Origin of the sequence: Amycolatopsis decaplanina DSM 44594, assembly GCF_000342005.1 — a bacterium.
Lineage (GTDB): Bacteria > Actinomycetota > Actinomycetes > Mycobacteriales > Pseudonocardiaceae > Amycolatopsis > Amycolatopsis decaplanina.
Genome location: NZ_AOHO01000045.1, coordinates 288,372 through 314,655 on the forward strand (window position 1 = coordinate 288,372; position 26,284 = coordinate 314,655).

The 26,284-nt window shown below is 68.0% G+C and carries 27 protein-coding genes and 2 pseudogenes; 16 read left to right on the plus strand and 13 right to left on the minus strand.

Annotation, left to right across the window (positions count from 1 at the left end; all coding sequences use genetic code 11):
• Window positions 1–33: 33 nt before the first annotated feature.
• From H074_RS11060 to H074_RS11070, 3 genes are all read right to left on the minus strand, one after another.
• Complete coding sequence (locus H074_RS11060) at window positions 34–894, minus strand: poly(ethylene terephthalate) hydrolase family protein (RefSeq protein ID WP_007030112.1); 861 nt, start codon at window positions 892–894, stop codon at window positions 34–36.
• Window positions 895–1,083: 189 nt separating this feature from the next.
• Window positions 1,084–2,274 (minus strand): oxygenase MpaB family protein, encoded by a 1,191-nt coding sequence (locus H074_RS11065; RefSeq protein WP_007030113.1) that lies wholly within the window; start codon window positions 2,272–2,274, stop codon window positions 1,084–1,086.
• A gap of 59 nt (window positions 2,275–2,333) precedes the next feature.
• On the minus strand, window positions 2,334–3,905 hold the full coding sequence (locus H074_RS11070; RefSeq protein ID WP_007030114.1) for a long-chain-fatty-acid--CoA ligase: 1,572 nt from the start codon (window positions 3,903–3,905) through the stop codon (window positions 2,334–2,336).
• A gap of 196 nt (window positions 3,906–4,101) precedes the next feature.
• Between H074_RS11070 and H074_RS11075 the strand changes: the two genes are divergently transcribed.
• The 4 genes from H074_RS11075 to H074_RS11090 all read left to right on the plus strand — a co-directional run bounded on the left by H074_RS11075 (window position 4,102) and on the right by H074_RS11090 (window position 8,083).
• Window positions 4,102–5,265 (plus strand): TetR/AcrR family transcriptional regulator, encoded by a 1,164-nt coding sequence (locus H074_RS11075; protein WP_007030115.1) that lies wholly within the window; start codon window positions 4,102–4,104, stop codon window positions 5,263–5,265.
• Window positions 5,266–5,566: 301 nt separating this feature from the next.
• Window positions 5,567–7,003, plus strand: coding sequence for an MFS transporter (locus H074_RS11080; RefSeq protein WP_007030116.1), 1,437 nt, complete (start codon window positions 5,567–5,569; stop codon window positions 7,001–7,003).
• 146 nt (window positions 7,004–7,149) lie between these two features.
• Window positions 7,150–7,620 (plus strand): carboxymuconolactone decarboxylase family protein, encoded by a 471-nt coding sequence (locus tag H074_RS11085; RefSeq protein WP_007030117.1) that lies wholly within the window; start codon window positions 7,150–7,152, stop codon window positions 7,618–7,620.
• A gap of 28 nt (window positions 7,621–7,648) precedes the next feature.
• The gene (locus tag H074_RS11090; RefSeq protein ID WP_007030118.1) at window positions 7,649–8,083 is read left to right on the plus strand and encodes an ester cyclase; all 435 of its coding nucleotides are present in this window, start codon (window positions 7,649–7,651) and stop codon (window positions 8,081–8,083) included.
• 3 nt (window positions 8,084–8,086) lie between these two features.
• On the opposite strand, the gene sigJ is transcribed toward H074_RS11090, so the two are convergent.
• The 4 genes from sigJ to H074_RS11110 all read right to left on the minus strand — a co-directional run bounded on the left by sigJ (window position 8,087) and on the right by H074_RS11110 (window position 11,580).
• A complete protein-coding gene (gene sigJ, locus H074_RS11095) occupies window positions 8,087–9,016 on the minus strand; it encodes an RNA polymerase sigma factor SigJ (RefSeq protein WP_007030119.1) in 930 nt (309 codons plus the stop codon).
• A gap of 110 nt (window positions 9,017–9,126) precedes the next feature.
• On the minus strand, window positions 9,127–9,939 hold the full coding sequence (locus H074_RS11100; protein WP_152521386.1) for a DNA ligase-like domain-containing protein: 813 nt from the start codon (window positions 9,937–9,939) through the stop codon (window positions 9,127–9,129).
• 373 nt (window positions 9,940–10,312) lie between these two features.
• The gene (locus H074_RS11105) at window positions 10,313–10,888 is read right to left on the minus strand and encodes an ankyrin repeat domain-containing protein (RefSeq protein WP_007030121.1); all 576 of its coding nucleotides are present in this window, start codon (window positions 10,886–10,888) and stop codon (window positions 10,313–10,315) included.
• 146 nt (window positions 10,889–11,034) lie between these two features.
• Window positions 11,035–11,580: a GlcG/HbpS family heme-binding protein gene (locus H074_RS11110; RefSeq protein WP_007030122.1), complete on the minus strand. Its 546-nt coding sequence runs from the start codon at window positions 11,578–11,580 to the stop codon at window positions 11,035–11,037.
• A 185-nt stretch (window positions 11,581–11,765) separates the two neighbouring features.
• On the opposite strand from H074_RS11110, the gene H074_RS11115 reads away from it, so the two are divergent.
• Both H074_RS11115 and H074_RS11120 read left to right on the plus strand, forming a co-directional pair.
• Window positions 11,766–12,935: a sensor histidine kinase gene (locus H074_RS11115; RefSeq protein WP_007030123.1), complete on the plus strand. Its 1,170-nt coding sequence runs from the start codon at window positions 11,766–11,768 to the stop codon at window positions 12,933–12,935.
• Window positions 12,932–13,558, plus strand: a complete 627-nt coding sequence (locus H074_RS11120) for a response regulator (RefSeq protein WP_007030124.1) — start codon at window positions 12,932–12,934, stop codon at window positions 13,556–13,558. The genes H074_RS11115 and H074_RS11120 overlap by 4 nt, the downstream gene beginning before the upstream one ends.
• A 9-nt stretch (window positions 13,559–13,567) precedes the next feature.
• On the opposite strand, the gene H074_RS11125 is transcribed toward H074_RS11120, so the two are convergent.
• Together H074_RS11125 and H074_RS41475 are read right to left on the minus strand one after the other, a co-directional pair.
• On the minus strand, window positions 13,568–13,930 hold the full coding sequence (locus H074_RS11125) for an SAM-dependent methyltransferase (protein WP_007030125.1): 363 nt from the start codon (window positions 13,928–13,930) through the stop codon (window positions 13,568–13,570).
• 48 nt (window positions 13,931–13,978) lie between these two features.
• Window positions 13,979–14,557, minus strand: a pseudogene (locus H074_RS41475) (hypothetical protein); the annotation flags it as partial.
• Here H074_RS41475 and H074_RS40210 point away from each other — a divergent pair.
• From H074_RS40210 to H074_RS11145, 4 genes and pseudogenes are all read left to right on the plus strand, one after another.
• A pseudogene (locus H074_RS40210) lies at window positions 14,555–14,677 on the plus strand (ArsR family transcriptional regulator); the annotation flags it as partial. The pseudogenes H074_RS41475 and H074_RS40210 sit on opposite strands and share 3 nt — an antisense overlap.
• Window positions 14,678–14,953: 276 nt before the next feature.
• Window positions 14,954–15,322 (plus strand): roadblock/LC7 domain-containing protein, encoded by a 369-nt coding sequence (locus H074_RS11135; protein ID WP_007030127.1) that lies wholly within the window; start codon window positions 14,954–14,956, stop codon window positions 15,320–15,322.
• A gap of 25 nt (window positions 15,323–15,347) precedes the next feature.
• Window positions 15,348–15,719 carry a hypothetical protein gene (locus H074_RS11140; RefSeq protein WP_007030128.1) on the plus strand — a complete coding sequence of 124 codons (372 nt, stop codon included), beginning with the start codon at window positions 15,348–15,350 and terminating at the stop codon, window positions 15,717–15,719.
• 22 nt (window positions 15,720–15,741) lie between these two features.
• On the plus strand, window positions 15,742–16,518 hold the full coding sequence (locus H074_RS11145) for a hypothetical protein (protein ID WP_007030129.1): 777 nt from the start codon (window positions 15,742–15,744) through the stop codon (window positions 16,516–16,518).
• Window positions 16,519–16,718: 200 nt separating this feature from the next.
• On the opposite strand, the gene H074_RS11150 is transcribed toward H074_RS11145, so the two are convergent.
• Complete coding sequence (locus H074_RS11150; protein ID WP_007030130.1) at window positions 16,719–17,843, minus strand: S1 family peptidase; 1,125 nt, start codon at window positions 17,841–17,843, stop codon at window positions 16,719–16,721.
• Window positions 17,844–18,082: 239 nt separating this feature from the next.
• Here H074_RS11150 and H074_RS11155 point away from each other — a divergent pair, with 239 nt between their 5' ends.
• Genes H074_RS11155 through H074_RS11175 form a run of 5 tightly spaced genes read left to right on the plus strand, consistent with a single transcriptional unit; the run spans window position 18,083 to window position 23,738 of the window.
• Window positions 18,083–19,732: a fatty acyl-AMP ligase gene (locus H074_RS11155; protein ID WP_007030131.1), complete on the plus strand. Its 1,650-nt coding sequence runs from the start codon at window positions 18,083–18,085 to the stop codon at window positions 19,730–19,732.
• On the plus strand, window positions 19,725–19,988 hold the full coding sequence (locus H074_RS11160) for an acyl carrier protein (protein WP_007030132.1): 264 nt from the start codon (window positions 19,725–19,727) through the stop codon (window positions 19,986–19,988). The genes H074_RS11155 and H074_RS11160 overlap by 8 nt, the downstream gene beginning before the upstream one ends.
• A 5-nt stretch (window positions 19,989–19,993) precedes the next feature.
• Window positions 19,994–20,305: a hypothetical protein gene (locus H074_RS11165; RefSeq protein WP_007030133.1), complete on the plus strand. Its 312-nt coding sequence runs from the start codon at window positions 19,994–19,996 to the stop codon at window positions 20,303–20,305.
• A complete protein-coding gene (locus H074_RS42030) occupies window positions 20,305–23,307 on the plus strand; it encodes a WXG100 family type VII secretion target (protein WP_007030134.1) in 3,003 nt (1,000 codons plus the stop codon). Before H074_RS11165 ends, H074_RS42030 begins: the two co-directional genes overlap by 1 nt.
• 20 nt (window positions 23,308–23,327) lie before the next feature.
• On the plus strand, window positions 23,328–23,738 hold the full coding sequence (locus H074_RS11175) for a hypothetical protein (protein ID WP_007030135.1): 411 nt from the start codon (window positions 23,328–23,330) through the stop codon (window positions 23,736–23,738).
• On the opposite strand, the gene H074_RS40970 is transcribed toward H074_RS11175, so the two are convergent.
• Genes H074_RS40970 through H074_RS11185 form a run of 3 tightly spaced genes read right to left on the minus strand, consistent with a single transcriptional unit; the run spans window position 23,716 to window position 25,554 of the window.
• Complete coding sequence (locus H074_RS40970; RefSeq protein ID WP_167333166.1) at window positions 23,716–23,862, minus strand: hypothetical protein; 147 nt, start codon at window positions 23,860–23,862, stop codon at window positions 23,716–23,718. The genes H074_RS11175 and H074_RS40970 overlap by 23 nt on opposite strands.
• 19 nt (window positions 23,863–23,881) lie before the next feature.
• Window positions 23,882–24,646 (minus strand): ABC transporter permease, encoded by a 765-nt coding sequence (locus tag H074_RS11180; RefSeq protein WP_007030136.1) that lies wholly within the window; start codon window positions 24,644–24,646, stop codon window positions 23,882–23,884.
• Entirely contained in the window at window positions 24,643–25,554 is a 912-nt protein-coding gene (locus H074_RS11185) for an ABC transporter ATP-binding protein (RefSeq protein WP_007030137.1), read from the minus strand. Before H074_RS11185 ends, H074_RS11180 begins: the two co-directional genes overlap by 4 nt.
• Window positions 25,555–25,824: 270 nt before the next feature.
• Between H074_RS11185 and H074_RS11190 the strand changes: the two genes are divergently transcribed.
• Window positions 25,825–26,268, plus strand: a complete 444-nt coding sequence (locus H074_RS11190) for an SRPBCC family protein (protein ID WP_007030138.1) — start codon at window positions 25,825–25,827, stop codon at window positions 26,266–26,268.
• Window positions 26,269–26,284: the final 16 nt, after the last annotated feature.

A 26,284-nucleotide genomic window follows, 5' to 3' on the forward strand; every position in this document is an offset into this window, starting at 1 on the left:
CCCCGGTGGGCACAGCGGCCGCGTGACGGACTGTCAGTCGATCGGGCAGGTTCCTTGATACACGGCGATCTTCGGGTCGTTCGCCGGAAGCGGGCACAGGAACTGGTCGTACCTGGTGTCTTGGTCCACGAAGCGTTTCATCCACGAAATGCTGTACTTCGCGATGGTCACGTTCGGCTTCGTCGGTGCCATGTGGCCGGCACCGGCCAGCAGCATGTACGCCTTGTCCAACGACGCGGGAAGGCTTTGGTAGAACGGCCGGGAATGCGCGCCGTCCGGGGCGATGAAGTCGTTCTGGGCACTGACGACGAACGTGGGGACCTTCAGGTCGGAGAAGGTCGTGTTCGGATTCCAGCCCGTCAGCGGGATGGCGGCCTTCAGCGTGGGCGCCTTCTGGGAGGCGATCAGGGAACCGCCGCCGCCCATCGAATGTCCCATCACGGCGAGCCGGTCCGGGTCGACGCGGTCCTTGACCTGGCTCTTGTCCGTGACGTAGCGCAGCGCCGCGAGCAGCTGGTCGGACCGGACGTCCGGGGTGTCCCAGGTGCTCTTGGTCGAGAACGTGATCACGACGAATCCCTGGGAGGCCAGCCGCGGGCCGTACCAGGCGATCGCGCTCTCCGTTTCGAGGAAGCCGGGCGCGATCGCGATCGCGCCGAACGTGCCCTGGCCGGTTTCGGTCGGGTAGTGGATCGTCCCGCCGCCGAAACCTTGCCCGGCGGGGACTTTCTCGGTGGCCGTCTGGAACGATCCGCGATCAGCCTCGATGCTGGCTTTCGTCGGAGCCGGTCCGCGAGCATAAGGATTCTCTTCGGCGACGGCCGGTACCGCCGCCACGAGAAGTGCGGCCACCGCACTGAGAACCACGGCGCCCCACTGTGATCCACGCTTCATCGCGCATGTCCTCTCGGAAGAACCGCTCCGAGTCCGGAACGGTTTCCCAGATATAGCGGGATCCTTGCCGGATGCGCGTCGTGGAAATTACTGAGAAGCGGAAAACTGTCACTTCGAGGTGAACTCAGGTCTCGTGAGTGGTAAGGACGGTTCTAACCGTCCTTACCACTCACGAGGCAGGTGGCTCGTTCAGGCTCCCGGCCGGTTCCCGGTGGGGATCGTGATGAGGGTCGTCGTCGGTGACGTGCCCTTGTCGAGGAACAACATCGCCAGCGCGCGCACCATCTGGTCGAACATGTAGAACCCGGCGGGCATGACGGGGATCAGTCCCTCGCGGAAGGCGATGTAGGCGGGCCACGCGGTGCGGATGAGGGCCGCGGACGCGTAGTCGCGCCGCAGTCCGAGCCAGTCGCCGATCGCGTCGCTCAGCACATAACGCACGAACTCGTTGAGGAATCCGCGAGTGACGCCGAGATCGATCTGAGCGGTCAGCCCGAGCAGGTCTTCGGCGAGTTCTTTGCCTTCGTGTGACGGGGAAAGGATCGGGGTGAGCACCTGCGCCGACTGCGTGTGCGCGGCGGCCCACGTCTTCGGGATGAATTCCTCCCGCACGCCGAGCAGGTGGATGGCGACCTGCCACATGTGGAGGAAGGCTTCCTCGTCGGCGGCCGACATCGGGACCTTCCACTCGCGCAGCTTCCGGTGCACGAAGGTGCCGAGGCTGTGGAAGGTGACCAGGATGTCGCCGTTGCTGATCGGGATCCGTTCGTCCGCGACGGACTTCCAGTGCGCCGACCGCGGCAGCAGATGACGCACCGCGGCGTGCACCAGCCGGGTCTTGTTGGCGGTGACCACGAACTGGCCATCGGGCTCGAACGCGTTCAGGTCGCTCAGGTCGTAGCCGAAGGTGAAGGTCTTGGCCGCGCGGTCCCGCATGTCGGCCCCGCCCGCGGACCAGTAGACCGATTTGGCCTCACGCGGGATGACCGTGCTCATGATGCCGCTGCCGAGCCCGTACAGCATGAACAGGTAGGTGTCCTTGCGCCGGTTGAAATCGGCCGCGCGGCGCAGCTTCGCGGGATCGGCCCAGGACGGCAGTTCGTTGACGCGCTGGAGGTATCCCGCCAGATCGGCGGGCAGGCCGCCGGGCAGCGGGTCGTTGTTGTCCACCCAGGACCGCATCGCGGTGTTGACGGCCGGAACCTGGCCCGACTCGAGAACTCCCGCCATGATGCGGTCGATTTCGTCGTCCCAGACCCACCAAGGGTCGGCCGCCGAACCGGTCTGCGTCGCGCCCCACGCGGGCGCGACACTCGCCGCGCCCACCAGGCCCAACGCGACACCGAGGGAAAGAACATTCCTCCTGCTGAGATCGCTCATTTACTTACCTAACTTCCTTGGTAGGTTCGGGACGCTTTGTCTCGCGTCCTATGAGTGATTCACTGGCGACTTACTCGTTTCTCGTCAAGGTCGCGAAGCGAACCCTTGACCACTTTCCCGCCCGCGTTGCGCGGGAGTTCGCGGATCACCACGAGATCCTTGGGCATCTTGAAGGACGCGAGCCTGCCGTCGAGGAATTCGATCAGTTCCCCCAAGGACGGCGCGGCGTCCGGCGGGGTGGTGATGTACGCGACCGGAACCTGGCCCCAGCGTTCGTCGGCCCGGCCGATCACGGCGACCTCCAGTACCGACGGATGTGCGGAGATCGCGTTCTCCACTTCGGCGCAGTAGATGTTCTCGCCGCCGCTGATGATCATGTCCTTCTTGCGGTCGACCACCCAGATGAAGCCGTCTTCGTCCTGCGAGACCAAGTCGCCGGAATGGAACCAGCCGCCGGCAAAGGCTTCCGCGGTCTCCTGAGGTTTCTGCCAGTAGCCCTTGGTCAGCGTCGGGCCGCGATAGACGATCTCTCCCACTTCGCCCGGTGCGACGTCGTTCATGTCGTCGTCCACGACGCGGTACTGGAGGGTCGGGATCGGTTTGCCGACGGAGCCGAGCTTGCGCACCGAGTCTTCTCCGCTGAGCACGCAGGTGATCGGGGAGGTCTCGGTCTGGCCGAACACGGCCACATTGAGGGCGCCGGGGAATTTCTCGGCCATGGCGAGAAGCGTCGACTCGGTCGCGGGAGCGGCACCCCAGCTGATGACCCGGAGCTTCAGATCACGCGCGGCGATGTCCGGCTGAGCGCAGATCAGGTCCCACTGCTGGGGAACGTTGAACACCACGGTGGCGCCTTCGCGTTCGTAGGCGTCGAGCACCGCGCGCGGGTCGAAGGCGCCCAGCGGGTGGATCACGACCACGCCGCCGACGAGGAAGTTCGCCACTATCGAACCCAGGCCCGCGATGTGGAAGAAGGGCGCGGTCAGGAAAGCGACATCGGTGTCGTCGAAGATCTTCATCGCCCGGATGCAGGTGATCGCCTGCAACTGCAGGTTGCGATGGGACAGCATCACCCCCTTCGGCCTGCCGGTGGTGCCCGAGGTGTACATGATCAGCGCCGTCGACTCCTCGCTGACGTCGGGCAGCTCCATCGGTTCGTGCGCGGCCAGGAATTCCTCGTAAGCGGTGCGGCCTTCGGCGTCGTCCGGCTCGCCGAGGACGAGGACCGTCCCGATCGACGCGGCGCTCGGTGCGGCGTCGAGCAGCGGCAGCAGCCGCGCGTCGATGACGATGGCGGACGGCGTGCAGTCGGCCAGGATGTAGTCGAGCTCCGCCGGCGCGAGCCGGAAACTGAGCGGGACGGCCATGGCGCCCAGGCTGTTCGCCGCGAACACGCTTTCCACGAACCACGGGTGATTCAGGGTCAGCGTGGCCACGCGATGGCCTTCTGTGACACCTCGCGCGGCGAGGGCGGTGGCCAGGCGCAGGGACCGCTGGGAGAGCTCCGCCCAGGTGGTCGTCTCCCCGAGGTACCGCAGGGCGGGCTTGTCCGGTCGCATCAGCGCGTGCGTGGCCGCGTGCGCCATCCAGTGGTGCCGGAAGGACGAGGCGGGAGCCGAAGCGGTCGACATGGCCATCCTCAGGTGTCGGAACGGTACTGGTCGCGAGGCCAGTATGCATGCCAAGGCGCCGGTTGAGAAGCGATAAGTTAATCGAAAATCACATCGCCGGGCAGGCCTTGCCGGATGGTTCCCGTAGAGATGATCCGGTTCGTGGTTGACTTCCCGGCATGGCCCTGTTCCCGCGCGCAGCCGCTCAGAACCCGCGATGAGCGCCGACTCGACCGCGGCCGTCCGGCCCCGCAACCGCAAGCAACTGATCGTCGAAGCGGCCGGGCGGATCTTCAGCGAACACGGCTACCACGCGGCGTCGATGGAGGAGATCGCCGCCGAAGTGGGCATCACCGCAGCCGCCCTGTACCGGCACTTCCCGAACAAGTACGCGTTGTTCGCCGCGTGCGCGAACGTCATGGCGGACCGGCTCGTCGCCACGCTCGACGAGGTGGCGCCCGGCGCGCCGCTGGCGGACCTGCTCGCCGCCGTCACGCAGGGCACGGTCACCCATCGTGCGTCGAGTGGCTTGTACCGCTGGGAATCCCGGTACCTCGACCGCGACGACCGGCATTCGCTCGGGGTGAAGTTCGGGCAGGTCGTGGACCGGGTGACGGAGGCGGTGCGGCGGGAGTACCCGCTCCCCGGCGAGGGGCTGCGGGCCGTGGCCGCCCTCGGGGTGATCGGGTCCATCACGATGCACCGCACCTCGATCGCCCAGCGCCGGGTCGAAGAGGTACTGGTCGAGTCCGCCCTGCGAGTGGCGGCGACCGATCCGACGACGGGTGACGCGGGCGCGCATACCGTCGAGCTGCCGTCCAGTCCCGTGCCGCGCACCCGGCGTTCGGAGATCCTCGCGGCCGCCATCCCGTTGTTCGAGCGGGACGGGTTCGCCAACGTCACCAATGGCCGGATCGCCGAAGCCGTGGGGCTGGTGCCGTCCGCGCTCTACCGGTATTTCCCCGGCAAGGCCGACATTCTCGCCGCGGCCTGTCTGCAGGCCGCGGGGATCCTTGCCCAAGCGGTGGAACAGAACCTTCGCGGGGTCGACGACACGAACGACGCCTTGCTCGTACTGGCACGGACGTATGTGGCCTACAGCTTCGAGCACACCGCGCTCACCAGTGTCGCCAACGCCGAACTGGCCGGCCTCCCCGCTGTTCTGCGGCGGCCCTTGGTCAGCGCGCAGCGCGAGCACATCGCCGTGTGGGAACGGCAACTACGGTCGGCACGGCCGGAACTCGACCAGCGTCAGGCGAGGGTGCTCGTGCACGCCGGTTTCGGTGTGGTGGTCGAAGCGGGCCGGAGGTTGCGATGGGAGGACGTCCCCGCCAACCGTGACGCTGTCAGCGCGTTGCTCGTGAGCGCGTTGGGCGTCTGACGCTTGCTCGAGGTGACCGATCGTCATCGGCCTGATCGTCACCGATGACAGCTTCGCGCCCGGCTTCGCTTACCTGACCGTGATAACGATCGGCCGGGATCCCTCCTGCGTCTTCCTGGCCGGCAAGGTCGAGCGCGTCGCCGAGCGAACGCCAGGGTGAACCGGCGGAGACAGCCGCACGGCTGTGATCAGCGCTACATATATACCCCCTAGGGGTACTTGTGTTCGTGGACCGCCGGGCATACCTTCATCTGCGTTAGATACCCCCTATGGGTATCCGGTTCTCGAAAGGATGGTCGTCATGGCGGAGACAACCCCGGACCCACGGCGGTGGTGGGCGCTGGGACTCATCGCGCTGGCCCAATTCATGGTCATCATGGATACGTCGATCATTGGTGTCGCCCTGCCCGCGATGCAGCAGGATCTCGGGTTCTCCCCGGGTGACCTGTCGTGGGTGTTCAACGCTTACGTCATCGCGCTGGCCGGGTTGCTGCTGCTCGGCGGGCGTCTGTCGGATCTGTTCGGGGCGCGGAGGGTGTTCGCCGCCGGGTGGGTGGTCACCCTGGGCGGTTCGGTGGTCGCCGCGGTGGCGGGGACGGCGTGGGTCGAACTGCTCGGCCGGGTGCTGCAGGGTGCGGGAGCGGCGCTGATCGCGCCGTCCGCGTTGACCCTGCTGATGATGTTGTTCGGCGCGCGTCCGCGTGAGCTGACCAAGGCGCTCGCGCTCTACGGCGCGGCCGCTCCGGCCGGTGGTACCGCGGGGGTGTTCCTCGGTGGCGTGATCACCGAGTGGCTGTCGTGGCCGTGGATCTTCTGGCTCTACGTCCCGATTTCGCTGATCGCGGTGCTGGCCACCGGCAGGCTGATGCCGTCCGCGCCCGCCCGGCGTGGTTCGGTCGACCTCGCCGGCGCCGTCGCGGCGACCGCGGGACTCGGGCTGACCGTGTTCGGCGTCGTCCGGGCACCGGAAGCTGGCTGGGGCGCGGCCGGCACCTGGGGCGCGCTGGCGGGCGGTGTCGCGCTGCTCGCGGTGTTCGTGGTGATCCAGCGGAAGCGCGCGGTTCCGTTGGTGCGGCTGGGTATCTTCGCGACGCCGAACCTCGGCGGCGCGAACCTGGCCCAGTTCCTGCTCGGCGCGGCGTGGATCCCGATGTGGTACTTCCTCAACCTGTACCTGCAGCAGGTCCTGGGATACGGGGCCTTCGCCAGTGGCGCCGCGCTGCTGCCGATGACCGTGCTGATCGTCGTGCTGATGGTCGCGGTCGCGCCCCGGCTGATCGGCCGGTTCGGCCCGAAGAAGATGATCATCGGTGGTCTGTGGGCGCTCGCCGCGGGACTGGTGTGGCTGTCGTTCGTCAGCCCGACGGGCAACTTCGTCATCGACGTCCTGCCCGCGTCGCTGGTCGCGGCACTCGGTCAGGCGCTGGCGTTCATCCCGTCGCTCGGCACCGCCATCTCCAGCGCGAAACCTGAGGAAGGCGGACTCGCCTCCGGGATCGTGAACACCTCCTATCAGATCGGATCGGCGCTCGGTCTCGCCGCGATGACCGCGGTCGGCGTGTCGTTCGGCGCGGGACGGATCGGTGACCCGGTCGCGTTGACCGGCGGCTACTCGGCGGCGTTCCTCGGGGCCGCGGGCATCGCGGTCGCCGGGGGCTTCCTGGCCATGGCCACCCTGCGCACCCCGAAGCCAGAGCCGAGCGATGTCGCCGGAGGTGAACCGGCGGTGCTGCGATGACCGGCTGTATCCCCGTGTGGAGGGCGAGACCGTTCCAGGTTCGCCCTCCACACGGCTTTTCGGGACATCTGGGTGGTACCGGCTCACATTTCGCGGGGCCGCGTCGTCGGTAGGGCGGAACACCCACCACGACAAAGGAGATCGCGATGAACGCCCGGCTCGACTACTTCGGCAACCCGGTCGGCGGAAAGTTCATGAGGACCATCATCTCGGCAGGGAGGGGACTGGCCGATTCACCTCTGCCGCTCACGATCCAGGAACTGGTGCGGATGCGCGCGAGCCAGATCAACGGTTGCGCGGTGTGCCTGGACATCCACACCAAGGAAGCCGCCGCCGCGGGTGAGTCCGACGTGCGGATCAACCTGGTCGCCGTGTGGCGGGAGGCGACGGTCTTCACCGAGGCCGAGCGCGCCGCGCTGGAGGTGACCGAACAGGCCTGCCGGATGGCCGACGGCGGCGGCGTCACCGATGAGGCGTGGGCGAACGTCGCCAAGCATTTCGACGAGGACCAGCTCGCCGCGCTCGTCGCGGTGATCTCGCTGATCAACGCCTTCAACCGGGTGAACGCCATCGTCCAGAATCCCGGCGGCGACTACCGGGCCGGACAGTTCGCCTGACCTTCGGACAGCGATTTCGGGAGAGACCATGACCATCACCGAAACAGCGCGCAATCGGGCGGCGTTCGACCGCTTTCACGACGCGACCAACACTGGCAGCTTCGAGGTCATCGAGAAGACGATCGACGAGGTTGTCGCGCCGGACGTGGTGTTCCACGCGCCGGTGCCGATGGACACGACCGGGGCACAGGCACTGAAGCAGGTGTGGACGGTGCTGCTTCGCGCGTTCCCCGACCTGCGGGTCACGGCCGAGGACGTGCTCGTCGACGGGGACAAGATCGTCTGCCGGAACACCGTCACCGGCACACATCGAGGCGAGTTCAGGGGAATGCCTGCCACCGGAAAGTCGGTTTCCTACAGCGAGATCTTCATACTCCGCTTCGCCGGAGGGCGGGTCACCGAGATCTGGGGTGTCGTCGACGTTCTCACCCAGCTACGGCAACTCGGCGCCCTCGCGGCATAGCGGTCAGGCGTCTGCCCACGGCCTGAGTTTCTCCGGATTCCGCATCCCCCAGATGCGCTGGATGCGGTCTTCGGCGACGTGGAACGCGAAGACGGCGACGGTCAGCTCGGCCTGCCGGAGCACGAGGCCGGGCCGGCCGTTGACGTCCCGCTCCAGAAGCTCGAGACCGGACGTCAGGTGCGCCACCGACATGAGATAGGACGCGACCTCCTCGCGCCCTTCGAAGGGGTGCAGCGCGGCCTTGACGAGCCCTCCGCCATCGCTGGCGGCCCTGACGTCCGGATCGAGGAGACCGATGAGCGCTCCGATGTCCTTGGCCTCCCACGCCTTCTTGAAATCCTTGACGAGTTCGGCCTGCCGGGCGATCGGGGCGGGAGAAACCCGTGTCGCGCGGATGCGGCGGCGCGCTGAGGAGGCCAGCTGGCGGCAGGCGGCCGGGCTGCGGCCGACGATCTCCGCGACCTCGGCGAAGGCGTAGCGGAAGACGTCGTGCAGGACGAACGCGACCCGCTCGGCCGGGGTCAGCGACTCGAGCACGACGAGAAACGCCATGTTGATCGACTCGTCGAGGGTGATCCGGTCGGCCGGGTCGGCGGCGGACGGACGCCCGGTCGTCCATTCGAGGTCGCCCGGCAGCGGTTCGGGGAGCCACTCGCCGACGTAGCGTTCCCTTCGCGCGCGTGCGGACCCGAGGAGGTCCAGGCAGATGCGGCTCGCGACCGTCGTCAGCCAGGCGCCGGGGGAGGCGATCGCTTCTCGCCGGTCAGTGGGCAAGGCGTACCAGCGGGTGTAGGTCTCCTGCACCACGTCCTCGGCTTCGGAAAGCGAACCGACCAGACGATACGCGAGCCCGATCAGCTGACGCCGCTCACTCACGATCGCTTTCAGGCTCGGGTCGATCGGACCGTGCGTTCGTTCGGATGAATCGTTCATGGGATTTCGCCCCCTGGTCGCGTGCGCTGTCCCGGGTACGACGAGACACCACTGCCGGATGTGAGGTCACCGGGCACCTCGCCTCCCGCAGCGGTCCTCAGGACAGCGGGCTATGCCGAGCGGGGGAAGTCCTTGCGCTTGATCTTGGCCCGGCGACCGTCCGGATGATGGAAGACGATGCCTTCGGCCACGTGCCCGGGAGAGAACCGGCTGTCCAGCGTGGCGAGGAAGTCCCGGAGCTCGTGGTAGCTGCGTGGCACCTCGGGCAAGGTGGGTGCTTGGAAGTTGAAGGGGACGCACCGGTGGTCTTCCAGCCCCAGGGGGTTGCCTTGGATGCGGGGGCCGAGCGCCTCGCTCGGGTGCTCGCCGTCCGGCCACTCGGACACGTCGGTGTTCCCGGCCGCCGCGAGGATCCACTTGTCGTCGGTGGATCCGCTGTCGGTGTCCACGTACCAGCCGTCCACGATGCCCTGTTGCTTCTGCGCCTTGCTCGGGTTGCGGCGCTTCTCGACCCGGACCACCTGTCCCGCGCGCACGGTCAGCCGGACGTTGGTGCCGTCGAGTTTCTCGGTCCCCACCCCGGCGCCGTCGAACACCCACGCGCACTCGGCGCGAGGTCTGTCGACGACGTGGAAGCGCTCATCGCGCTCGAAAAGCGTGGGGATCTTCTCCATGACCGTCTTCCCTTTCACGACGTGTCCGATGAGTTCCTCGGGAGTGATGGCGCCGACGGCCAGGCCGCCGGCAAGCGCTCGTATCAACTCCGCCACGGAGACGTTGGCTTCGACGGCCACGTGCTTCAGCGCCTTCTTCTCCTCAGGGGAGATCCAGGCGACCAGCCGTGACCATCCTTCGGGAGGTGTCCATCGAGCCAGCGTCGCAGGGTCTTTACGTGGCCTGCCCCGTCCTCGTGCCTGCTCCACGGGTTGAACCGTAGCCAGCCACGAGCGCTTGTGTCAATTGGCAAAACAGAAAATATTCGCGCAGGACCTACCCCGGATAGCGATTCGGATGCTCTTGGGAGGTAAGGCAATTCGGGGCCCGGTCGGTGACCTGCTCGGCGCCTTGGTGAGCAGTGACCCGTGATCGTGTGGATTCCGGGTCGCCCAACGTCCCAAAATCCACACAGCGCCGCGCTACCGGCACGACCACTTTGACCGATCGCGGCGAGTGGCCTTCAGTGCGCCGCTCCCGCCAAGGACTGGGGCACCCGGGTCGTGAGTGGCAAGGATGGTTAGAACCGTCTTTACCACTCACGACACCGAGGCTTCGACGCCATCGTCGCGCCGGCCCGGTTCAGTGCGCGCCCGCTTCTCCAAGGATCCGGGCGACTGCCGCCTGGCCCTTGGTCCGGGCGTGGGCGAGGGGAGTGACCCCCTGTTTGTCGGCGAGATTCACGTCGGCGCCCGCGGCGACGAGCGCTCGGACCACTTCCTGATGGCGCTGCCCGCCGTCGCCGAGGATGACCGCTTCCAGCAACGCGGTCCAGCCGAGGTCGTTCACGTGGTCGACGTCGATCCCGCTGCCCGCCACCAACCGCACGTACTCGGCGTGCCCGCGTTCGGAGGCGGGGATCAGCGAGACGCCGCCGTACCGGTTGGTGATGGTCAGGTCCGGCTTGGCCTCGAGCAGCAGCTTCGCCATCGGGACGCTGCCGGTGACCCCGGTGACCAGCCACGGTGTGTCGTGCCGCTCGTCGAGCGCGTTCGGGTCGGCGCCCGCTTTGACGAGGATTTCGGCTACCTCGACCCGGTTCTCGGTGACGGCGACGAGCAACGGGGTCCGGCCGCGATCGTCACGGGTCTCCAGGTCGGCGCCGGCGTCGACGGCCTGCCGGACACGATTCACGTCGGCTTCGAAGAGTTGACTCACGGGGACTCCTTGGCGGGGAGGCTGGGCCGAGGCGGGCGGAGGTGCGGTGCTCGGTGCAGGACTGGGTGGTGCGCTCGGTGCCTGCGGGGAGCAGGCACCGAGCACGAGGGCGGCGAGCAGCGCCACGACGGCCCGCTCACCGATCATCAGCGAAGTTCCCCGATGGCGCGCAGGCCGGCCGCGGCGAATCGCTCGTCGAGGTCGCCGCTGGGCGCGCCACCGACCCCGATCCCGGCGACCGGGCCGCCGTTCGCGGCGACCGGCACACCGCCGGCGAGGAAGAGCGTGCCGGGGATGTCACGGATGGTCGGACCGTCGCCCTGGGCGTTCTTGGCCAGCGCGGACGTCGGCTGTCCGAAGGAGACCGCGGTGAAGGCCTTGCGCTTGGCGGACTCTTCCGTCTGCGGCCCGGCACCATCGCCCTTGAGCAGGACGCGAACGTCACCCGACCGGTCCACCACGGCCACGGTGACCCGCTGGCCCTCCTTCTCGGCGGCGTCCAGCGCGGCCTGCGCGGCGCGGGTGGCGGCGTCGACGCCGAGAACGCTGGTCTGCACGACAGCCTGCGGGGCGGACGGCTGCGGCTTGCGGTCCTGTGCCTGCGCCGCGCCCACGCCGGTGGCCAGCGCGACGGTCGCGAGACCGGCCGTCATACCCAGGACGAGGCGAGTGCGGGGGAGCTTGGCGTTCATCGGATTTCCTTTGCGGTGAGGGGTGTTTCGTTCTCCTTCGACTTTCCCGCCTGGCCGGGCCCGGCGAATCGGGTGTGTGGACATCGATCGGACGTCGAGTGGTCGGTGGGGGCATCAACCGAACGATTGATGCGGGACACCCCGCCTTCCCGCTTACGATCATCGGCGACGAAGGGAGGACCGAAGTGAAACCGCACCTCGGGGCGGCCACGCGGCTGAACGCCGCGATGCACGCCGGGTTCTTCCTGCTGCTCGCCGCGTCGGTGGCCCGGTTCGTCGCGGGGCACGGGTTGAGCGGTGCCACACCGCTGATCCTCGCGCTTACCGGCGCGCTCGCGCTGGTCTACGCGGCGGGCGTACTGGGCTGGGCCGTTCTCGACCGGTGGCGTCCGGTGTGGCTGACCGCGGTGATCGCGGTCTGGCTCGCGCTGGTGGTGGCCGCGCCGAGTTTCGCCTGGTGCGCCGTGCCGTTGTTCTTCGTCTGCCTGCAGATGCTGCGCCCGCGGCTGATGATCGCGGTGGTCGTCCTGCTGACCGTCGCGACCATCCTCGCCCAGTTGAGGATCGCGAGCGGGTTCGATCCGAGCATCGTGCTCGCGCCCATCGCGGTGGCGCTGATGGCCACGATGACGTTCGTGCAACTCGACCGGGACCGCGTGGAGTTGCGGGAGACGGTCAAGAATCTCCTGCGCGCCAGAGTCGATCTCGCGCAGAGCCAGCGACTGGCCGGGATGATGCAGGAACGAGAGCGGCTGGCGCGAGAGATCCATGACGCCCTCGCGCAGGGGCTCTCGAGTATGCGGATGCTGCTCCAGGCGGCACAGAGGTCGTGGGACACGGACCCGGAACTGGCCAAGGGCCACGTGTCCCGCGCTGTCGACGCGGCCGGTGACACACTCGACGAGGCACGCCGGTTCGTCCGGGGCCTGGGGTCGCCGCGGCTCGAGGCCACCGATCTCGGCGAGACCCTGAAAGATCTCGCCGAGCAGGTCATGTTCGCCGCCATGCACGAGGTGCGCTTCGAAACCAGTGGGGATCCGTATCCGCTGTCATCCGAGGTGGAGACAGGTCTGCTCCGCGTCGCGCAGGGAGCGTTGGCGAACGTCAGTGAGCACGCCAGAGCGACGAAAGCCGCCATCACGCTGACCTACCTGGCGGACAAGGTCGTCCTCGACATCCGCGACGACGGTGTCGGCTTCGATCCGGCTTCGGCTCGCGAGAGCGGCGACCGGGGAAACGGGCTGCGGATGATCACCGAGCGGCTCGCCGAACTCGGTGGTGAGATGGTCGTCGAGAGCGCGCCGGGTGAGGGCACCGCGCTCGCCGTCGCCGTGCCCACCAGGGAGGTTCGATGACCATCCGGGTGCTGATCGTCGACGATCATCCGGTGGTGCGGGCGGGAATCGCCGCGCTGCTGGCCGGGGAACCCGACTTCGAGGTGATCGGCGAATGCGCCGGCGCCGACGAAGCCGTGCTGTTCGCCACCGCCAAGAAGCCGGACGTCGTGCTGATGGACCTGCAGCTCGGCGACGGCCCGGACGGTGTGAACGCCACCGAACGCCTGACCGCTCTGCCGGATCCGCCGAAGGTGCTGGTGCTCACCACCTACGACGCCGAACTGGACATCACCAGGGCGGTGGCCGCCGGCGCCACCGGCTACCTGCTCAAGGCGGGACCGCCCGAGGATCTCTTCCGGGGCATCCACGCCGCCGCACGCGGCGAGACCGCGATGGCACCTCAGGTCGCGGCCCGGCTCTTCGGACATATGCGGGCCCCGGCACCCGCGCTGAGCCCTCGTGAGACCGAGATAGTGCAGTTGGTGGCGGAAGGGTTGATCAACCGGCAGATCGCCGCGCGCCTGTTCATTTCCGAAGCCACGGTGAAGACGCACCTGGTCCACATCTACGACAAACTCGGCGTCGACAGCCGTGCCGGTGCGGTGGCCGTCGCCACGGAGCGGAGGATCATCCGCAACTGAAGGTGTTGTTCAGGTTTTGCGTCCCACAGCGGCGACGATGCCGGGGTCCATGAGTTCGAGGCCGTCGAGCATTTCCTCGATTTCGCACCGGGTGCGGAAAAGCCCCGGCTGATGCTCTGGTTCAGGATCGCCTGCACACGGTGGGCGATGAGGCTGTTCTCGTCCTCCGGGGTCGGAGAAATGCGAGAACACCACGTAGGAACCGGAAGGGATCGCGTCGATGTAGGTCTGCAGAACCTGCGCCGGGGGCATCCCTTCGGCGGCGCTGTGGTGGTGCGGCGTGACCACGTGCATCAGGGCGTAAGGACGGCTGAACTCGAGCATGGTGGTGACGACGTCGTTCTTCAGGACCTCGTCGAATTCGAAGCGCAAACACGGTGCCCGGCTGAGTGACTCCGACGTCGACCGGCATCGCGCCGGTCAGGTGCGATCCAGCGGCCCTTGTCCTGGTACCGCGCGCTGTTCCGGACCATCTCGCCGAACCCAGCGCCGCCTTGTACGGGCCGGCCGGCGAGCGGAGCAACATTTCGAGAGATTCGGTGTACCGGCTCCAGGTTCGTCGAACAGCCCCGCGCCACCGCATACGCCGGTTTCGGCCATCCGAAGCTCGACTCGTCGGCCGCTTCGCGGTCTCCTGCGAGCTCCGCGGCGATGCTGCGGACCTGTTCGTAACCGGTCATGGCCGGAAACGTCGGTGCCCGGCCGTAGCTTTTCATGCCCGCCAGAAACAAGTTCTTCTCCGGGTGGGTGAGTTCCTTCGCGCCGTGCGGGTAGACGGTTCGTCAGGTCGTGGCGGAAGCCGGACAGTGTCACCACTTCGCCGACGTCGTCGAGCCGCTGTCCGGCGGACGAGATCAGGGTCAACCGCCCGTCTCCGTCGCGTCCGACGGTCTCGGTGCGGAACCCTGTCACGACGGTGATCCGCCCCGACTCCACCGCCGCTTGGGCGCGCAGGCCGAGAGCGCCTCGGGCGGAGAGCTGGTCCGCCTCGCCGCCGCCGGAATCGCCTTGCATCGCAGCGCCGGCTAGCGCACGGTCGGCATCCGCGAACGCATCTTCGAGCACGACGGCGTATGGTGCGACACCGTTTTCCTTGAACGTCGCAGTTCTGTCAACTGAAGTTCGCGCGTTATCGCGGTTCGGCGAGTCCCGGGGGCGTCGGGAAATCGCGCACCACACCGGTTTCAGGTGGCGGTGAGGTGGATGTCCCGGCGACCTGGTGCGTACACGGAAAGTGTTTGGGCCGATCGCGTGATACGCGTACCGGACCGGAGAGACGCATAGGCGTCGGCTAATGTCGGTGGTACGGTCCTTCGCGGTCGAGAAACCTCATCAAATGATCATTGCCTCGTCCCGTATTCAGAGATGGGCCTTCGGAAACAGAGAGTATGAGTAGTGGATTTCGACGCACTGATCGCCGAACTGCGGACGCTGCGGGACAACGTCACCGGAGTGACCGACACGGTGATAGCCGCGGTCGACGGAATACCGATAGTCGCCGACGCGGCGAAGAACATCGACCCCGCGGAGGTCTCCGCGCTCGCCGCAGCGAACCTCGGGATTGCGCGGCAGGCGGCCGAGGTTACCGGCAAAGGAAAGCTGCGGCAGACCGTGGTGTTCAGCAGTGACGGTTACATGGCCGTTTACGCCATTGACCGGATGGCGCTCATGGTCATCATGGGAGACCGTCAGCTGAATGTCGGACGCCTTCTTTTCGAATGCCGCCCGGTCATCGACCGGATCAGCTCGATACTGGCCGCTTAGCCGTCAAACGAAGAAAGTGAGTTCGATGAATATCGAAAACGCGCTGAAGGAATCCATGTCGATCGCCGGAGCCGTCGGTGTCGCGCTGGTCGATTACGAGAGCGGGATGTCGCTCGGCACCAGCGGGGGCGGTGATTGGCTCAACCTGGAAGTCGCGGCGGCGGGGAACACCGATGTCGTCAGATCGAAGATGCGGGTCATGTCCGCGCTCGCGCTCAACGACAGCATCGAGGACATCCTCATCACGTTGCACCGCCAGTACCATTTGATCCGGTTGCTGGATTCCATGAGCGCCAGGAGTTCCCTGTTCCTGTACCTGGTGCTGGACCGGGATCAGGCGAATCTCGCGCTGGCCCGGCACTACCTCAAGCGCATCGAGGCGGAGTTGCAGGTCTGAAGACGAACGGAGGAAGCCGGCGATGACCGGAGGCGCGTCCAGTCACCATGCACTCGTCGCCGGCTCGGCGCTCATGGGCGGTCTCGGCTCGTTGTTCCCGGCGGGGTTGAAGCTCATCGGCGATCGACTCGAATTCGTGTTCGTCCTGCCCGACGGCCGGAACGGCCACCACGCCACGGATACCGAACCGTCGGACCATCCGTTCGTCGCGGTGAAGGAGCGGATGCGGCTCGGTGCCGTCACTTCGATACCGCCGCCACGGTTCTTCCTCGACACCGACAGCAGATGGACGCGGCTTCACGTGGAGCTCACCGGACTCGCCGTCCGGGCGGTGATCGTGCTGCCGGACGAGCTCACAGCGCGGTCGCTCAACGCGCCGTTCCTCGGCTGCTGGCAGGCTCAGGTCCCCGGTGCCGTGCGGCTCGCGGTGGACGAGATCGCGCGGATCCTCGCGCGGTGCCACCACCGGGCCGGAGGACCGGAACCGCTGATCGACCTGGAACTGGGTTATGTGCCGGACCGGAACTTCGAGGCCGTGTTCGCCCGCGCCCACGAGCCGGTCAGGCCCTTCATCGCGCCTGTCCGTCCGGCGTTCAAGATGCGCTGGAACGCGGTGACACCGGCGCAGCGCAAGGCTTTCACCGGTGAGTTGATCGACGTCACGACCACGGGCCGGTGGCTCCGCCGCAGGCCGACCGCGACGATCATGGGACTCGAAGTGGACTTGCCGCCGGCGCTCTCGCCGCGGCTCCGCGTCGGCCGCGAAGGGACGACACGATCGGAGAGCGGGTGGTCGTGAGTGGCGTTTCGGGTCAGAACCCGAAACGCCACTCACGACCATCTGGACCTGCGCCGTCCCGCCTGACAGCGTGGCTTCCGCGATCGGGTGCCCAGCGGGGCACGTAAGGCATCGGTTCAGCCGGTCGTGAGTGGTAAGGACGGTTCTAACCGTCCTTACCACTCACGAGCCCCACCACTTTCCGCCACTCACGACCGTCGTCAGGCGGTGACGAGTGACAGGCCGTAGGTCTGCAGGATCTCGTTCACCGGCTGGAACCAGGTCTCGCCGCCGGAACCACAGTTGCCCCAGCCACCGGAGGTGACTCCCTGCGCCTGGTCGCCGGTGATGAAGGAGCCGCCGGAGTCGCCGGGTTCCGCGCAGACGTTGGTGCGGGTCATCTGGTGGACCGCGCCCTGCGAGTAGTTGACCGTCTCGTTGTGCCCCAGCACGGTGCCGCAGTGCCAGTGCGTCGTCGAACCGGACCGGCACACCGAGGTGCCGACCGGCGCGACCCACGAGCCGCGGACGAGCGCGTCGCTCACGGTGCCCCAGCCGAGGACGACCGGCGCGGTCCACCAGCCGTTGCCGATCCGGATGAACGCGTAGTCGTTGCCGGGGAAGGAAGAACCGGCGAAGCTGCCCATCGCCGAGCCGTCCCAGCCGACGACCGAGCTGCCGGTGCCGCCGCAGTGGCCGGCGCTGACGAATCCACCGTGGACGGAGAACCCGATCGAGCAGCGGGTGTTCCCGTTGATGTAATACGGGTCGCCGCCGACGGTGCCCGCCGCGAACGGTTCGGCCTTGGGTGCGGAGACCACTGTGACCGGGCCGGATTTCCTTGCCCGGGCAAGGAAGTCGTCGACGTCGGAACCGTGCGCGCCCGGTCGCACCGCGACCACGACGCTGCCGCTGCGCGGATCGGCGCGCCAGCCGCTGACGGCGGCGGGGGCGGGCCGGGTCTTGGCCGACAAGTCGATTTCGGCCTTGGCCGCGTCGAGCTCGGCCGCGCTGACCGCGACCGCGGTGGGTTCGGCGCCGGCCCGCCGGACGGCGGAGGCCGCCGCGGGATCGGTCACCCCTACGACGAGTTCGCCGCGCGCCGGATCGAACCAGGCGCCGCCGAACGCCGCACCGGCGGCCTGCCGGGCGGCGGGCAGCACACGCGAGGCGGTCATTTCCTGGGTGAGCCGGGCCGAGGCCTGCGCGGCGGTGAGCCCCAGGTCCCGCTGCATGGCGGCGATCAGACCGGGTGAAGCCTGCGCGACCGGGGCGAGGGCGGCGGAAGTGAGACTCGCGGTCAGGACGGCGGCGCCGCCGAGTGCCAGGGCGATTCTTCGACGCATGGTTACTCCTCCAAGGCCGGGGGAAAGAAACACACTGCCCGCCGAGTGTGCGGCCGAGGTCTGGGAAAGGGCGAGGAATGTCCGGTCTTCTGTCCGGAATTCACAAGAGCGAACGCCGTCGGATCGAACGGTTCCGATCACCTCGGAGCCGCGCCCGCCATCGTCTACTTAGGACAATCAGGTGCTCGGGTCTCGGGCCCTCCGAGCGCCCTCGCGGCGGTTCCAGTACGTTGCCGGATATGACCGCGTCGCCGGAGGATGTGCCGGAGCAGGTGCTGCGCACCTCGATCGTCGAGCGGTTGTTCGCCCGCGAGGCGGACCCGCGCCCGCTGTTCACGCATCAAGACCACAGTGCCGGCGTGGACAACACGGTCACCTGGACGGAATTCGTCTCCCGGGTGCGTGTGGTCGCGGGGGCACTGCGCCTGGTCACACGGCCGGGTGATCGCGCCGCTGTGCTCACCGGCCAGGACCTGAATTACCCCTTGGCGTTCTTCGGGGCACTCGCCGCCGGCCTGGTGGCCGTGCCGTTGATGGCACCGGGCAGTCCGTCTCAGCGCGGCAGGCTCGCCGGTGTGCTGGCGGACTGCGGCGCACGGGTTTGGCTGACCTCTTCGTCCGCCGCCGCGAAGGTGTGCGAAGCCGGCACGCCGGACCACCTGATCGTGGTCGACGAACTCTCCGGGCCGGGTGCCGATCCGCTCCCCGTCGCGCCGGAAAGCCCCGCGTATCTGCAGTACACGTCCGGGTCGACACGAGAGCCCGCCGGTGCCGTCATCCCGCATAGGGCGGTCGCCGCCGCCTGCTGGCAGGCGAGCCGGGCCTACGCCGTCGACGAGGGCACGACCTGTGCCGGCTGGATCCCGTTCTTCCACGACATGGGCCTGATCCAGCTTCTGTGCCTGCCGGTCCACGCGGGGGCACGATCGGTGTTCATGTCGCCCGCCGAGTTCGTGCACCGTCCCGCGAGATGGCTGCGTCAGCTCGCCGATCACCCGGCCGTGTTCACCGCCGCGCCGAACTTCGCGTTCGACCTGGCCGTCGAAGCCGCCGAAGAGGCGGGGGACGAACTCGATCTTTCCGATGTCCGGATCGCGCTCAACGGCGCCGAGCCGGTTCGGGCGCGCACGGTCGAGCGTTTCCTGGAGGCCTTCGGCCCGCGCGGATTCCGGGCCGAAGCCCACCGCCCGTCCTACGGCCTGGCCGAGGCCACCGTGTACGTCGCGAGCGCGGGCGCCGAGGGACCGCGAGGGGCGGTGTTCGACAGGGAGGCCCTCGCGCAGGGCCGGGCGATCGAGGTGCCGGACGGCCAGGAACTCGTCTCTGTCGGCCGTCCGCTCGGACAGCGGGTCCGGATCGTCCGCGACGGGGTGGCGCAGCCCGACGGCCTGGCCGGGGAGATCTGGATCCACGGGCCGAACGTCGCGGCGGGGTACTGGGGCCGCGGCGACGCCACGGCGTTCGGGGGCGAACTCGACGGCGTCGGCGGCTGGCTGCGCACCGGTGACCTCGGTGTGTTCCACCGCGGCGACCTCTACATCACCGGGAGGCTCAAGGACCTCATCGTCATCGACGGCCGCAACTTCCACCCGCAGGACATCGAAGCGGTGGCGGGGGAAGCGCATCCGGCGATCCGCCGCGACCGTGTCGCCGCATTCGGTGTCACCGACGAAAGGGGAGAAGGGGCCATGCTGGTGGCCGAATGGGAAAAGAACGCCGAAGCTGATGTCAGAGAAGTGACGAGAGTGGTACTGCGCGCTGTTTCAAGGGAACATGATCTGACGTTGCGATCGGTACGGCTGGTTCCCTCCGGTGAGCTTCCGCGCACTTCCAGTGGCAAGGTCGCGCGAGCCGCGGCGAAGGCGCGTTATAGTCGGCCCCGTGGGTGATCACCGCGCGGAGGTCGTGAAGGTCGTCAGTGAGACTTTTCGGCTTGATCCCGCCGAAATCGAGTCCGACGCGCCGCTCGAAGAGCTGGGTATCGACTCCAAGGGACGGATAAAACTCCTGTCGGCGCTGGAGATCTACCACGACGTGAGGATTGATCTGGACCAGCTGGACCGGTTCACCGACATCGGGTCGGTGGCCGAAGTGCTCGCAGAGGCACTCGGCGGTAAAGCCGACGGATCCGACGAAAGGCGCTGAAAAGAATGAGCGGGGGCTTCACCGCGGCGACCGATGCGCTTTCATCGGCGTCGAAGAACATCGGAAAGCTGACGGAGCAGTTGCTCGAAGACAACCCGGATCTGTCGAGCACACCGGTGAACGCGGCCGGTTTCGGCCAGGCGCACGGCGACCACGCGAAGAAGTACACCGATGGGGTGGCGGCGTTGTGGGCGTCGGTCCAGGGTTACAGCAGCACACTCGGCTCGTTCGGCACGAACCTCGCCACCGCGGGCACCGCGTACGGCACCAACGAGGACGAGCAGAAGAACAAGATCACCAAGACGGGGATGCGCTAGTGGCCACCAAAACCACCTGGACCGACGTCAAGGCCGTCCTCGACGACCCGGCTGTTCCGGCCGAGCAGAAGACCAAACTCATCGGCTCGTGGATGCGGACGCATCCGGCGCCTCCGCCGTGGACGGCGGACCAGGAGCCGGAGGAGATCAAGCAGAAGCGCAAGGAAGCCGAGAAGTACGCGGCGTCCTACAACGCCCTTCCGTTCCTGCCTTACGACGACGACGTCGACAAGGTCTACAAGGACGCGAAGGGCGCGGGCGATCAGGCCAGCTTCAACCGCAAGGAAGAAACGAAGGCCGTCGACGAAGGCAACAAGAAACTCGACGGCACCAAGGAACCCACCGCGGAGGGTGCCGGGACCAAGACGTCGGACGAGATCTTCGACGCCGCCGCGCCCGCGCTCAAGGTCTTCCAGACCTTCGGCTCGCTGCTGGCGAAGCTCCCGGAAGACTGCCGGGGCAACACCCGTGCGCTCGACTTCGAGAAGGACATCAAGAAGCCGTTCGACGAGCAGCGCGGCATCAGCTTCAAGAACTTCGTCGACGACGCCGCCCACTTCAAGACCGGCTCGAAGACCGTCGACAAGGCCATCCAGGACACCGGTTCCCAGCTGAACACCCTTTACGGGACCTGGACCGGGAAGGCCGCGGACGCCTCGTCGGACAACTACAACGAGAAGATCCTCCCCAAGGCCAAGAAACTCTCCCAGACACTGAACAACGCGAGCGAAGCGACGCTGCACACCACCGCCACGGTGTTCAAACTGTGCAAGGGCAAGGCCGACACGGTCATCGATCTCTACAAGGAGATCGTCGGCAAAGCGGACTTCCCGATGGCGCAGAAGGTCATCGCCATCGCCGCCGGTGAGAAGAGCGGCAAGGAGGACCTCGGCGCGATCGCGGGCTGGATGGACGTCAACTTCGGCTCCAACCTCGTCCAGCAGTTGAACAACGACGGCTGCTGCGACGACGACGAGTTCAAGAAGGCGGGCCAGAACCTCGCCAAGCAGTGGATCCAGAAACAGTTCATCCCCGAGATGTGGACCATCATCTACGAGGGCTTCGCCAAGTCCTGCAAGGAAACCAAGGATTTCGTCGACCAGGCCTACGACGAACTCGACAAGGTGATGGGCAAGGTCAAGAACGAGTTCGAAGGCGCGGGTGACAAGGGCGGCACCGACGGCAAGGGTGGCGCGGGCGGACCCGGCGGCACGGGCGGCGGCCCCGGCGGCGGTCAGGGCCCGGACTTCACCGGTGGTCAGGGTGGTCCCGGCGGCGGTCCTGGAGGTGGCCCCGGCGGTGGCCAAGGAACGGGTGGTCCCGGCGGCGGACCTGGCGGTGGACCCGGGGGTGGTCCGGGCAACGGCCCGGACTTCACCGGAGGCACCGGCGGTGGACCGGGCGGCGGCCCAGAGGGTAGCTCCGGCGGCGGTCCCGGCGGTGGCCAAGGAACCGGTGGTTCCGGTCCGGGCGGCGGCACCGGCCCGGCAGGGCAGGTCAAGCCCCCGCCGGTCCCGGACGTGAACATTCCCGAGGGCGGATCCGGATCGCCGGGCGGCCCCGGTGGTGGACCGGACGCGAACAAGGACCAGACGTCACCTTCGGGCTCGGCCCCGCCGCCGTCGAACGGCGACGAGCAGAAGGCCGCGGCCGAAGAGGCGAAGAAACAAGCCGCGGCGGCGGCCGAGAACGCCAAGAAGCAGGCTTCGGAGGCGCTGGGCAAGCTGGGCGACGGCCCGACGGGTACCGACCTCGGTGGTTCCGGTGGCTCCGGCCCGGGCGGTTCAGGACCGGGTGGCGGCACCGGCGGCGGTCCCGGTGGTGGGGGCAACACGGACGCCGCGGCCGAAGCCAAGGCAGCGGCCGAGAAGGCCGGCGAAGAGGCGAAGAAGCAGGCGTCCAAGGCGCTGAACAAGCTGGGCGACGCCCCCGGCGGCATGGGTGACTCCGACGCCAAGGACTCCGACTCCAAGGGCTCCGACGAGAAGGCCGCCGAGGAGGCGAAGAAGAAGGCCTCCGAAGCCTTGGACAAGCTCGGCGACGAGCTGCCCGGCGAAGACGGTGACAAGCTGACCGGTGACAAACCCGGTGAAGACGGCGACAAGGCCGAGGACGGCGAACGCGAGACTCTCAAGGTCAAGCAAGGCGACAAGACCTTCGAGATGACCGAGCCGGACAAAGACGGCGAGATGGAGATCAAGATCGGGGACGGTTCCGGACCCGCCAAGGACTTCAAGCTCGACTGGACCGGTGACGGTGACGAGTCCAAGCTGGGCTCCACACCCGATTCGGACGACGGGAAGCCGGACAAGGACGGTGTCCACCGTCCGGGACCGGACGGCAAGATCCACATCCAGGACGGCGATGTGAAGATCACCGCCGAGCGTCCCGATGGTCCGTCCGGGCCGACGGTCGTCACCGTCGACGACGGCACCGGCAAGCCGACCACGTACACCCTCGGGGAGGACAAGCCCTCCACGGACAAGGCGTCGCACCCGGCGACTCCCGTCACCGGGACGGTGCAGCCCGAGTCCAAGACGGGGTTCACCCCGCACCACGGTGGCGGCGGAACCGTCCCCGACGGGATCCGTGCCGGTGACATCAGCGGTGGCGGTTCCGGTGGTGGCGGTGGTTTCGGCGGCGGTGGTGCTTCGGCGCCGTCGATGCCCTTCGAAACCGCGAGCCCCGCGACGGGCCAGTCGCTGACCGAAGGCGTGCACACCGGCGGGGGTGGGACACATCAGCCGCAACCCGTGGCGTCGGGTGCTCCGTCCGCTCCGATGGGCGGCCCGGCAGGCCAGTCGTTCGGCGGCGGCGCCATGCCGCCGATGGGCGGCATGGGTGCGGGCGGAGCGGGCGGTCAGGGCGGCGGAGATCAGGAACGGACCAACCGCGCGTACCGGATCGAGGGCGAGGTGTTCGACCAGATCAACGAACCCACCGGCCGGATCACCGGTTCGTTGCTGGACGATGAGGATCAGTCGGCCACCCGCAAGCGGTGAGCCGGGGCAGGGGAGAACAGATGAGCGCCGATGACACCGCCGCCATGAAGGCGACCCTGGACGGTCTCGTCCGCGAGCAGGCGGAGCGCCGGGTACTGCGGGATCAGCGCGCCGACGAGATCAAGGCCAGCTCGCAGGAGTTCATGACCAAGCAGGTCCAGACCGCCCAGCGTTATGTCGAGCACCGGCGGGAACTGGGGCAGCGCAAGACGAAGTCCGGTTGGAGCACCGATCGGTCGCACGCGCAGCCGGGGAACGCGTCGGCGTTCGACGAGGCCCCGGCCTTCGACGACGCGGGTGCGGCGGCTCCGTTCGCTTCGGAGCCGCCCGCCCGCACGGGGCGGGACACCCCTCGGCGTGCTCCCCGCGCTCGCCCGGCACCGGCGGACGACGAGGACGACGCCTTCCTCAACAACCGTTGGCGCGACTGACCCAGGCGACGAGTCCGAGCACCAGGGGCGGCAGGAAGCCGGTGCCGAACGAAGCCGCCGGCACGTCGCGCGGTCCCGGCTCGCCGATCACCTCGGCGACCGAGCCGGAGCGCCCGGACAGCACGTGAATGGGTCCGGCCGATTCAGGCGTCTCGCCTGCCGATGGCGGCCAGTCCGGCGTAGGTCGCCGCTGTCGCCCACACGGCCATCGCGACGAGTGCGCCGAGCGGGGACAGGTGGGTTTCGGTCGCCGCGCCGCTGAGCTGACCTGCCAGCTCCGAGGGCAGGACCGCGGCGATCCGGCCGTTCCAGGGCGCGGGCAGCAGCATCTGCGGCGCCATCGGGAGGGCGAAGAGCAGGACCGCCATGGTGACCAGCGTTCCGGCGGTGGATTTGATCATCGTGGCGAGGCCGAGCGCGATCAGGGCGATCACCGTCATGAGCAGGCCCTCGGCCAAGACCACCGGGAGGCCGGTTCCGACGGTGGTCAGTGACCCGATCGGCCGGTCGCCGATCACCAGCCTGCTCACGAAGAAGGTCGCCACGGCGACCACTTCGCCCGCGATCAGGCTGATCGCGGCGACGACCGCGACTTTGGCCAGCAGGAGTTTCCGCCGCACGGGGACCGCGACCAGGCTGGTGCGGATCATCCCGGTGGAGTACTCGGACGTCGCGGTGAGGATGCCGAAAGTCATCAGGCACAGCTGTACGACGGTGAGGACGGAGGTTCCGTCACCGAGGCCGCCGAAATGGGAGCGTTCGTCCGGGGTGGCCGCGTCCCAGGCGCCGGCGGAGATCAGGGCCATCAGGCCGCCGACGAGGACGGCCGCCGCGGAGAAGGCGAGCAGGGTGCGAGTCGAGCGGACCGACCTCGCCTTGATGGTTTCCGAAGCGATGACGTCGATCATGAGTTCGCCCTTTCCGCGCGGTATTCGGTGCTGTCGTCGGTGAGCTTGAGGTAGGCGTCTTCGAGGGAGTCGCTGCGTGGGGTGAGCTCGTGCACGGCGATGCGGTGCCGCGCGGCGATGTCACCGATGGCCGCGGCATCGAGGCCTTGTGCGGTGAGGCTTCCGTCGGGCCTGCGGGTGACCGTGGCGCCGGCCGACCGCAGCAGGCGGATCAGTTCGGCGTCGTTCGGCGTGCGGACCAGTACGTCGCGCTGGAACCGTTCGGCGAGTTCGAGGATCGTGGCCTCCGCGATCAGCTTGCCCCGCCCGATGACCACGATGTGGTCGGCGGTGAGTTCCATTTCGCTCATGAGGTGGCTGGAGACGAGGACGGTCCTGCCTTCGGCCGCCAGCGTGCGCATGAGGTCGCGGATCCAGCGGATGCCTTCGGGGTCGAGGCCGTTGACCGGTTCGTCGAACAGGAGGATCCCGGGATCACCGAGCAGGGCGGTGGCGATCCCGAGCCGTTGTTTCATGCCGAGGGAGAAGCCGCCGATCCGTTTGCCCGCCACGGTGGTGAGGCCGACCCGGTCCAGCACCGCGCGCACACGAGTCTTGCCGATACCGTTGCTGCGGGCCAGGCAGTACAGGTGGTTGAAGGCGCTGCGCCCGCCGTGGACGGCGGACGCGTCGAGTAGCGCGCCCACCTGGTGCAGCGGTCGATCGATGCCGGCGTAGTGCTGTCCGTTGATCAGCGCGTCGCCGGAGGTCGGGGTGTCCAGGCCGAGGACGGCACGCATCGTGGTGGACTTGCCCGCCCCGTTGGGGCCGAGGAAACCGGTCACGTACCCGGGTTCGACCCGGAAGGACAGGTGGTCCACGGCGACCGTCCGGCCGTAGCGCTTGGTCAATTCCCTGAGCTCGATCATGATGTGAATGCTGGCCCGGCGGTACGATCGGCGAATCGGACCGCGGGCTCAAAACGCCGCTCGCCCCACAGTCGTACCGGCTCGGTGAGATCCGACCAGGGGATGACCGCGGGACAGGCTGATAGGCGCAGCCTCTCAACGTGGTGGCAACTGGGTCTTGGACGGTCGACGAACACTCCGCCGCGCGGGTTTGCCCTCGGCACCCCGGGGTATTCGCCTCGGGTGAGGCGAGCCGGAACGGGCTGGCCGGTATCCAGGGTGGAGGGGTTCATGGTCGACGTGAAGATGACGGTAGACACTTCTCCCGAGCGCGTGTTCGAAGTGCTCGCCGACGGCTGGACCTACGCCGCGTGGGTGGTGGGGGCCTCCCATATCCGCGATGTGGACAAGGGGTGGCCGGCGCGGGGAACGCGGATCCACCACTGTGTCGGGTCGTGGCCCCTGCTGCTCAACGACGTCACCAAGGTGCACGCCGTCGACCCGCCACGGCTACTCGAACTCGAGGCGCGCGCCTGGCCTTTCGGTACCGCCCGGATCCGGTTGGAGCTGTGGGAAACCGAGTCGGCGACCACGGAGATCCTGATGTCCGAGCAAGCCATCCGCGGACCGGGCCGCCTGCTGCCGGAGGCCGCGCAGGCGCTCTTTCTGATCCCGCGGAACCGCGAATCCCTGCGACGTCTCGCGGATCTCGCGAAGGGCCGCGAAGCCGCCTAGCGAGAGGCCGCGACAC